The sequence below is a fragment of the Mesorhizobium sp. M7A.F.Ca.US.005.03.2.1 genome (assembly GCF_003997795.1).
In the GTDB taxonomy this organism is placed as follows: Bacteria; Pseudomonadota; Alphaproteobacteria; order Rhizobiales; family Rhizobiaceae; genus Mesorhizobium; species Mesorhizobium ciceri.
In genome coordinates, this window is the sequence record NZ_RZRP01000179.1 from 1 (window position 1) to 8873 (window position 8873).

7 protein-coding genes and 1 pseudogene are annotated in these 8873 nt (G+C 64.1%); 5 read left to right on the plus strand and 3 right to left on the minus strand.

What is annotated here, in order from left to right:
• From EN991_RS12670 to EN991_RS12680, 3 genes and pseudogenes are all read left to right on the plus strand, one after another.
• A pseudogene (locus EN991_RS12670) lies at positions 1–551 on the plus strand (glycosyltransferase); the annotation flags it as partial.
• A complete protein-coding gene (locus EN991_RS12675; RefSeq protein WP_127368872.1) occupies positions 548–1357 on the plus strand; it encodes a ChbG/HpnK family deacetylase in 810 nt (269 codons plus the stop codon). The pseudogene EN991_RS12670 and the gene EN991_RS12675, both read left to right, overlap by 4 nt.
• Positions 1354–1764 carry a GtrA family protein gene (locus tag EN991_RS12680; protein ID WP_013529676.1) on the plus strand — a complete coding sequence of 137 codons (411 nt, stop codon included), beginning with the start codon at positions 1354–1356 and terminating at the stop codon, positions 1762–1764. The genes EN991_RS12675 and EN991_RS12680 overlap by 4 nt, the downstream gene beginning before the upstream one ends.
• A 64-nt stretch (positions 1765–1828) precedes the next feature.
• On the opposite strand, the gene EN991_RS12685 is transcribed toward EN991_RS12680, so the two are convergent.
• The 3 genes from EN991_RS12685 to EN991_RS12695 all read right to left on the minus strand — a co-directional run bounded on the left by EN991_RS12685 (position 1829) and on the right by EN991_RS12695 (position 7138).
• The gene (locus EN991_RS12685) at positions 1829–4960 is read right to left on the minus strand and encodes an efflux RND transporter permease subunit (RefSeq protein WP_127368873.1); all 3132 of its coding nucleotides are present in this window, start codon (positions 4958–4960) and stop codon (positions 1829–1831) included.
• Positions 4957–6117 carry an efflux RND transporter periplasmic adaptor subunit gene (locus EN991_RS12690; protein ID WP_127368874.1) on the minus strand — a complete coding sequence of 387 codons (1161 nt, stop codon included), beginning with the start codon at positions 6115–6117 and terminating at the stop codon, positions 4957–4959. The genes EN991_RS12685 and EN991_RS12690 overlap by 4 nt, the downstream gene beginning before the upstream one ends.
• Positions 6118–6310: 193 nt before the next feature.
• Entirely contained in the window at positions 6311–7138 is an 828-nt protein-coding gene (locus tag EN991_RS12695; RefSeq protein ID WP_013529679.1) for a MurR/RpiR family transcriptional regulator, read from the minus strand.
• 144 nt (positions 7139–7282) lie between these two features.
• Between EN991_RS12695 and EN991_RS12700 the strand changes: the two genes are divergently transcribed.
• Together EN991_RS12700 and EN991_RS12705 are read left to right on the plus strand one after the other, a co-directional pair.
• Positions 7283–8101: an N-formylglutamate amidohydrolase gene (locus EN991_RS12700; RefSeq protein WP_127366004.1), complete on the plus strand. Its 819-nt coding sequence runs from the start codon at positions 7283–7285 to the stop codon at positions 8099–8101.
• Between the two features lie 44 nt (positions 8102–8145).
• Positions 8146–8873: amino acid permease (locus EN991_RS12705; RefSeq protein WP_127368875.1), on the plus strand; the 728-nt coding region annotated here is incomplete at its 3' end.

The window sequence follows — 8873 nt, forward strand, 5'->3', positions numbered from 1 at the left end:
GCCTGATCAACTCGAGCCAGCGTTTCGATATTCCCGAAAATGCCGGCGACTTTCGCGTCATGCGCGGCGCCGTGGCGCGCGCGCTGACCAGCCTGCGCGACAAGCGGCGCTTCAACAAGGGCCTGTTTGCCTGGGCCGGCTTTCGCCAGAAGGCGTTGCCCTATTCGCCGGAAGGCCGCGCCAGCGGCACGTCGAAATGGAGCCGGCTCAACCTGATCGCCTTCTCGCTCGAAGGTTTTACTTCCTTTTCCGTCATTCCCTTGCGTCTCATCAGCCTCAGCGGGCTGCTCGCGGCGTTGGCCGGTGCGCTCTATGGCGCCAAGGTGCTCTTCGAGGTGATCTTCTACGGCATTGCCGTTCCGGGCTACCCCAGCCTGCTGGTTGCCGTCGTCCTGCTCGGCGGCCTCAACCTGACCTTGCTTGGCCTGATCGGTGAATACGTCTGGGTCACGCTCAGCGAGAGCAAGGATCGCCCGGTCTATCTCGTGCGCGACGTCGTGCGCAGCGTGGCCCCCGCCGATCGGCCGGAGCCGGGCACTTCGAACAGATGACGCGGCGCATCCGCCTGATCGCCGACGATTACGGCCTGGCGCCCGGCGTTTCCGCCGCGATTCTCGACCTGCTCGATCGCGGGAGGCTGACCGGCACCAGCTGCATGACCGGGTTTCCGGAATGGGAAGCGGAGGCAGCGCGCATAAAACCGCTGTGCGGCCGGGCCGCGGTCGGGCTGCATCTCACCTTGACCGACCAGTTGGCCATTACCGGCCGGTCGAGCCTGGCGCCGGAAGGCCGGCTGCCACCGCTCCGCGCACTGGCCTTGCCTGTTCTGCGCGGCCGCATCGGCGAGCGCCATGTTCATGCCGAGCTTGACGCCCAGTACAGCCGCTTCGTCGAGGCGCTTGGCCGCCGCCCCGATTTCGTCGACGGGCATCAGCATGTGCATTTCCTTCCCGTCGTGCGCACATGGCTGCGCGCGCGGTTTCCAGAAGGCGCCGACAGGCCGGCCCTACGCGGCGGCCCGGCGCTGGCCGCAGGGTCGAAGGTCGCCGCGATTGCCGCGCTCGCTGCCGGGTTCAACCGTTCGATGCAGCGCGCCGGCTTCATCGTTTTCCAGCCGCTCGCCGGCATCTATGACTGGCGGCAGCCCGAAAAGTTCACTGCGGTTCTGCAGGCCGCCGTCGAAGGGTTGCCGGAACAAGGGCTGTTCATGTGCCATCCCGGCCATGTCGACGAGACGCTGCGCGCGCGCGACACGATGCAAGGTGTGCGCGAGGTCGAATTCGCGGCCCTGGCATCGGACGCGTTCGGAGCCAGCCTGGCCCGCGCCAATGTCGCAATCATGGATGGCAGGGGATGAACGACGCCGAGCGGCCCCCGCGTTCGACCGGCAACAAGATCGTCCGCTTTGCCATTGTCGGACTGGCCAACACAGCCATCGACCTTGCCAGCTTCTTCCTGCTGCTCAAGCTCGGTGCTTCGCCGCTGCCGGCCAACGTTGCTGCCTGGTTCATCGCCGTCACCTTTTCCTTCGCGGCGAACGGCTTCTGGTCGTTCGAGCGCAATCGAGCCATCCGGCTGCGTGACGCATTCCTTCGCTTCGCCTCGCTTGGAGGGCTAATTTCGCTCGGCGTCTCCAGCCTCTCCATCGCGCTGTTTGCCGGCATCGCCGGAGTGTGGCCGGCAAAGATCGCCGGTGTCGTGGTGGCGGCGGTGCTGAATTTCCTCGCCGCGCGCTGGTCGATCGAAGGCCGGTTCTTGAGATAGGCGGAACTATTTTTCTTACGAAATTCCGGACGGAAAACCGCTACACACTTTTCCCTGGATTTCTTTACTCCGCCGGTTCCACATTGGTGTAGGCGGCTTCCTCCAACTCGCGCTTCAGTCGCGCTTCCTCATGGGTCTTCGGCGTGACGAAGCGGCCAAGCAGGAGATAGGCGACCGGCGTCAGGAACAGTGTCGAGACGGTGGCCAGCCCCAGGCCGCCGACGATGACCCAGCCGAGCGCGACGCGCGCCTCGGCACCGGCGCCGCTCGCCAGCACCAGCGGCAAGCCGCCGAGCACGGTGCAGATCATCGTCATCATCACCGGCCGCACGCGGATGATCGAGGCCTGCTCGATCGCTTCGCGCACGCCAAGCCCGCGATCGCGCAGCTGGTTGGCGAATTCGACGATCAGGATGCCGTTCTTGGCCATGACGCCAACCAAAAGCACCAGGCCGATCTGGCTGTAGGCATTGAGACTGGTGCCCGAGAGCAGAAGCGCGAAAATCGCGCAGGCCAGTCCGAGCGGCACCGTCGCCATGATGATGACGGCACTGACGAAACTTTCGAACTGGGCGGCCAGCACCAGGAGGATGATGACCAGCGCGAAGCCGAAAATGGTGATCATGGCGCTGTTGGTTTCGCCCAGCGTCGCCGCCTCGGCCAGCGGCAAGATGCGGCTGCCTGGCGGCAGCAGCGGCGTGGCGATCTCCTCGGCGCGGGTGAGCGCGTCGCCAAGTGCGAAGTCGCCACTGAGGTTGGAGGTGATGGCCACCGAGGGCTGCTGCTGTTCGCGCGACAGTGATGGCGGTACGGCACGTTCGGTCAGCGTGGCGATGGTCGACATCGGCACGAAACGTCCGTCTGATGTTTTCAGGAAGATGTTTTCCAGATCCGTCGGATCGTTGATCGGATTGGTGGTCGAGACCAGCTTCACGCCGTAGCTGCGGTCGGCGATGTAGACGTCGACGACATCGTTGCCGTCGAGCATGGCCTGCAAGGTGTTGGCCAGTCCCGATATGTCGATGCCGAGGTCGGAGGCGCGCTCGCGGTCGATGGCCACGGCGAGCTGCGGTTGCGTCGGGTCGATCGACAGGCGCGGTGTCTGGAAGCGCGCGTCCTTCTGCATCTCGGCGATGATCTTCACGGCTGCGTCGCCGAGCGCCTTGCGGTCGTTGCCGACCAGCGCGAACTGCAGGCCGTTGCCGGCGCCACGGATGCCGAGGCTGTTGGGCTGTACCGGGAAGATGCGCACGCTCGGAACCTGCCTGGTCAACTGGCTGATCTCGGCCATGATCTCCTGCTGGCTGCGGCTGCGCTCGTTCCACGGCGCCAACGTCATCACCATGAAGCCGGAATTGTAGGAGCCGTTCTGGCCGGCATTCTCGAAGGTCGAGCGGATCTCGCCGGAATCGCGCATCGGCTGGATCAGTCTCTCGATCTTCTGCATCTGCTGCGTCGTATAGTCGAGGCTGACGCCTTGCGGGGCGCTGATGCGCAGAAGCACGGCGGCGCGGTCCTCGGTCGGCGTCAGCTCCTGGCGGATGGTGCCGAACAGCGTGAAGGCGGTGCCGGCAAACAGCACCGCGACCAGAAGCACGATCCATGGCGCGTCGAGGCAGGCGTGTAGGCCGCGCTTGTAGGCCGTACTGAGCGCGCCGCCGATGCGGGCGCCGATGCCATGGCCCCCTTCGTGGTGGAGCGATGCGCTGGTCAGCATGCGCGAGGCGAGCATCGGGCACAGCGTCAGCGCCACAACGCAGGACAATAGCACCGACATGGCAAGCACGAAGCCGAATTCGCGGAACAGGCCGCCGGTCTGGCCGGGCAGGAACGAAATCGGCACGAAGACGGCGACCAGCGTCAAGGTGGTGGCAATGACGGCGAAAAACACTTCCTGCGCGCCAAGCACGGCGGCGGCGCGGGGCCCCATGCCTTCATTGCGTCGTCGCACGATGTTTTCGAGCACGACGATGGCGTCGTCGACGACCAGTCCCGTCGCCAGCACCAGAGCGAGCAGGGTCAGGATGTTGACCGAGAAGCCGGCCAGATAGATGGCAGCGATGGTGCCGATCATGGCGACGGGCATCGACAGGCCGGGGATCAGCGTCGCGCGCCAGTCGAGGAGAAACACATAGATGACGATCAGCACCATAGTCACGGACAGGCCGAGTGCGATCTCGACCTCGTGCACCGCGCCCTTGACGAAGACGGCGTCGTCGCTGGTGATCTTGATCGACATGCCCTTGGGCAGGTTTTCCTGCAGCTTGGCGACGGCGGCCTGGACACCGGTCGAGATGTCCAGCGTGTTCGATTCCGCCTGGCGGATGATGCCGATGCCGATGCCGGTCTTGCCGTCCGAGCGCAGCGTGGTCTGGCCGACGTCGGGACCGAGCGTGACGGTGGCGACGTCGCGGATGCGCGTCGTGCCGCCGACAATGATGTTTTCGAACTCTTCCGGCGTGGTCACGTCGGCAGTCGTGCGGACGATCAGGTCCTGGTTGGTCGTGGTGATCGAACCGGCAGGGGAATCGAAAGCGACCGAGGCAAGGGCGGCCCTGAGATCGGCAACCGTGAAGCCGAGGCTGGCCAGCTTGTTCTGGTCGACATCGATGCGAAAGATCTTGTCGCGGTCGCCATAGACCTGGACGTCTGCAACGCCGGGCACGGCGGCAAGCTCGTCCTCGATCTGGTCCTGGACCACCACGGTCATGTCCTGGATCGACATGTTGTCCGAGGTCACCGCCAGTCGCATCACCGCGTCGGAATTGGCGTCGGCCTTGACGATGCGCGGCGGATCGGCGGTGTCGGGCATCTGATTGGCGACGCGGCCGACAGCATCACGCACGTCCGAGGCGGCGACATTCAGATCGACGCCGTCGTTGAACTCGATGGTGACGCGGCTCGAGCCGAACGAGGAAGACGACGAGATCGACTTGACGCCTGAGACGCGGGCGACGGCGCCCTCGATCGTGTCGGTCAGTTCGCGGTCGACGGTCTCGGCCGCCGCGCCCTCGAAGGTGGTGGAAACAGTGACGACCGCGCGGTCGACATCAGGCAGTTCGCGGATCTCGACGCCGTAGAAAGCGGCCAGGCCGGCGACCGCGATCAGCGTGTTGAGCACGAAGGCCATGACCGGCCTGCGGATGAACAGGGCGGTGAAGCCGGTCTCGCTGGCGGTGTTGATGGTTCCGGTCATGAGCCTGCGGCGGCGTCCGCGGCGCGCTGCTCTTCGCCGGCAAGGCGAACCGCGCCGCCCTCGCTGACGCTCTGGGTGCCTTCTGTGACCACCATGTCGCCATTGTCGATCTCGGCGTCGATCAGCACGGTCTCGGTGTTGCGCTGGATGATGCGCACCGGGACCCGCCTGGCCTTGCCATCCTCGATCTGCCAGACATAGGCGCCGTCCGACCCCCACAGGATCGCCAGCGGGCTGACGGCCGGATAGGTTTGCCCCGGAAATTTCATGGTGATGCCGAACGACATGCCGGCGCGCAGCGAATCGGCCGGGTTGGCGATCTTGGCCTTGACCAGCAGGGTGCGGCTCTTTTCATCGATGTGGTTGTCGATGGCCGAAACGGTGCCGCTATAGGCGTTGCTGGGATTGGCGATCGGCGTCGCCGTCAATTGCGCACCGACCTTGACGGCGGCGGCGAAGCGCTCGGGTACCAGGAAATCGACCAGGATCGAGGACCGGTCGTCGAGCGTGGCGATGGCCGACTGGTTGGTGACGTAATTGCCGGCCGAGATCGGCAGGATGCCGACGGTGCCGGCGATCGGCGCCAGGATCGACCGGCGCTGCAGTGCAAGTTCCGCGTCCTGAAGCGCCAGCTTGGCGCCCGCCAGCACCACCTCGGCGTCAGCCACGGCTACCGGGGTCGCGGCATTGGAGGCACGCAGCGACTTGACGCGGTCGAGCTTGGACTGAGCATCCTGCAAGGCGAGCTTGGCACGGTCCTGAGAGATCACTTCGGTCTCGGAATCGAGGGTGGCGAGGATCTGTCCCTTTTCGACATGGCTGCCGGATTCGACCAGCAGTTCGGCGAGGCGGCCGGAGCTGTAAGGATTGACGGTCACCGAGGCGTTGGCACGGCCGGTGCCGATCGCCTGCAGGCGGTCGTTGATAACAGCCGAAGTGGCCGCCAAGGCGACCACGTTCACCCGCTGGTTGCCGTTGCGGCCGTTTGCCTGCCTCGCGTTGGCGGCACCGGTTTCAGCCGGGGGCGTTGCCGCGTAAGCCCAGTCGATGCCCCAACGTGCCAGCACGTCCGGTGCGCCGGGATAAAAGCGCAGCCAGGCGGCTGCCGCCACCACCAGCATCACGAATGCAAAAAGTATCTGTTTCCAGGCGGCCATCAGCACTCCGGTTGGTAAAACAATCCTTCCGTCTACCGGTTTCCCGAAATGAAGCAGACGCAGCGAGGCTATTGTAAGGCAAAGAAGCCGTCTCGATATCGCGTCTTTATGACAATTCTCCGGGGGCTGCGCATATTAAATATATGTAACGTTTGAGAAAATATGCGTAACGCTTCGGATCATCGCATATGCACTAACGCAGACTTTCCATCTCGCGAATGCGTTTGGCGCCTTCTGCTTCCAGTTGCCTGGTGACGGCGCCGATCAGCGTTTCGGCGACGACGAAAAGGGCCGCCGATGAATCCCATGCCGACGGCACCGCGGTTCGTCCGGCGATGACATGGCGAGCAAGGCGGGCGATCGGCGACAGCCACTGGTCGGTGAACAGCACGATCTGCACGCCACGCTGATGCGCCTTCTCGGCGAAGCGGAGGAGGCTGTCCTGGTAGCGCCTGATGTCGAAGATGACCAGCACGTCGCGCTTGCCCATGTCGATCAGCCGGTCACGCCACATGCTTTCCTGCCCGGCGAGGTGAAAGACATCCGGCTGGATGATGGCGAGGTGGGCGGCCATGTAGCGCGCCAGCGGATCGGTGAAGCGGCCGCCGATCAGGAAGGTCTTGCCGCGCCGGTCCGCTAGCCGGGCGGCGATGTCGGCAAGCTGCTTGTCGGACAGGTGCCTGAATGTCTCGCGCATATTGTCGAGCGTCGCTTCCAGCATCGGCGACACGGTCCCGCCGCCGGGCGAGGGCGGATTGAGCGTCCTTGTCGCCGGCGATTGCAGTTGCGCCGCCAGTTCGTCCTGCAGGCTCGACTGGAACTCCGGATAGTTCTGAAAGCCCAACCGGGCGACGAAACGCAGGATCGTCGGCGAGGAAACGCCGGCTGCGGCCGAGAATTCAGCGACCGTTTTCAAGCCGATCATCGGGTAGAAGGCAATCAGTGTCTGGGCCGCGCGCCGTTCGCTGGCCGGCATCGTGCCGATGCGGTCGGCGATCAGTTCGGCAATGTTGGAAATCATCTTTTCCCCACCCTTGGCTCGGTCGATGGTCTTTTCCGAAATCGCATTTGACAAAGCCGGACAAACTGTATGAAATCATCCACAGGGACGCAATGAGGCAAAATACGTAACATACGATACAGCGCTCCCCGGGGACGGCAGAGTATGGAGAAAGCACGGCCCGCCAGCCTTGCATCGTCTGATACCGTAAGGGTGACGAACCCCGGCGGATCAAGCCCTTTCGTGCTGACCTGCGATCACGCCTCGAACTTCCTGCCCGCCGAATTCGGCACGCTCGGCCTTGCTGTCGAGGACCTGTCGCGCCACATCGCCTGGGATCCCGGCGCGCTGCCGGTTGCCCGCCGCATGGCGCAGGCGCTCGACGCGACGCTGGTCGAAACCCGCATTTCGCGCCTTGTCATCGACTGCAACCGGCCGCTTGACGCGCCCGACCTGGTGCCGCCGGTCAGTGAGACAACGGCCATACCGGGCAATGCCGGCCTGTCGGAAAGTGAGCGTGCCGCGCGTGTCGCGCTTTCGTGGCGCCCTTTCCACGATACGATTGCGGATATCATCAGCCACAGGCTGTCACACGGTCAGGAAACGCGGCTGGTTTCGGTCCATTCCTTCACGCCGGTATACAAGGGCCGCAACCGGCCCTGGCATATCGGCATCATCCATGACGAGGATCGCCGGCTGGCGGCGCCGCTGATATCGGCGCTGAAGCGGCTTTCCGGTGTCACCGTCGGGGTCAACGAGCCGTATTCACCTGATGACCGAGTCTATTTCACGCTGGAACGGCATGCGCGCCCGCGCGGACTGCCCTGCGCGATGATCGAAATCCGCAATGACGAAATCGCCGGCGAGACCGGGCAGCGGAAATGGGCGGATCTGCTCACGGGCATTTTTTCGGATCTGGAGCCAGAGGAGGCCGGACACACCAGATCGCATTCAGTCGGAAAGTCAGTTCAATCGGCTAGCTAGGGCGGGATCTCATCCCGACCCGAAAACCAACAGGGGACACTAAAATGGCAGCACCGGGTTATACTGAAGTTGACAAGGCGGAGGACGTAAAGCACCTCCACAGCATGGGCTATGCCCAGGAATTGGAGCGGCGCCTCAGTCGCTTTTCGAACTTCGCCGTTTCCTTCTCCATCATCTGCATCCTGTCGGGCGGCATCAATTCGCTGGCCCAGGCCACCTCCGGCGCCGGCGGCATCGGCATCGGCATCGGCTGGCTGGTCGGCTGCTTCGTTTCGCTGACCTTTGCGGTCGCCATGTCGCAGATCAGCTCGGCCTATCCGACGGCCGGCGGCCTCTATCACTGGGGTTCGATCCTCGGCAACCGCGGCACCGGCTGGGTCACCGCATGGCTCAATCTGCTCGGCCTGATCACCGTGCTCGGCGCCATCAATGTCGGCACCTGGACGTTTTTCATCGGCGCTTTCGGCCCGACGCTCGGAATCGAAGGCACGCTGACAAACCAGATGATCTTTCTGATCATCATCACCGGCGCGCAGGCGCTGATCAACCATCTCGGCATCAAGCTGACGGCGAAGCTGACCGATTTCTCGGGCTATCTCATCTTCTTCGGCTCGATCCTGATCGCCATCGTCTGCCTGGCTTCCGCTGAGACCTGGGATTTCAGCCGTCTCTTCACCTTCAAGAACTATTCCGGGGACGCAGGCGCCGGCGTGTGGCCATCCGTCTCGAATGCCTGGGTGTTCGCGCTCGGACTGTTGCTGCCGATCTACAC

Excerpts from the sequence above, each read along its gene's own strand:
- EN991_RS12675 (WP_127368872.1), top strand. The coding sequence starts at position 548 with ATGACGCGGCGCATCCGCCTGATCGCCGACGATTACGGCCTGGCGCCC.
- EN991_RS12680 (WP_013529676.1), top strand. The coding sequence starts at position 1,354 with ATGAACGACGCCGAGCGGCCCCCGCGTTCGACCGGCAACAAGATCGTC.
- EN991_RS12685 (WP_127368873.1), bottom strand. The coding sequence starts at position 4,960 with ATGACCGGAACCATCAACACCGCCAGCGAGACCGGCTTCACCGCCCTG.
- EN991_RS12690 (WP_127368874.1), bottom strand. The coding sequence starts at position 6,117 with ATGGCCGCCTGGAAACAGATACTTTTTGCATTCGTGATGCTGGTGGTG.
- EN991_RS12695 (WP_013529679.1), bottom strand. The coding sequence starts at position 7,138 with ATGATTTCCAACATTGCCGAACTGATCGCCGACCGCATCGGCACGATG.
- EN991_RS12700 (WP_127366004.1), top strand. The coding sequence starts at position 7,283 with ATGGAGAAAGCACGGCCCGCCAGCCTTGCATCGTCTGATACCGTAAGG.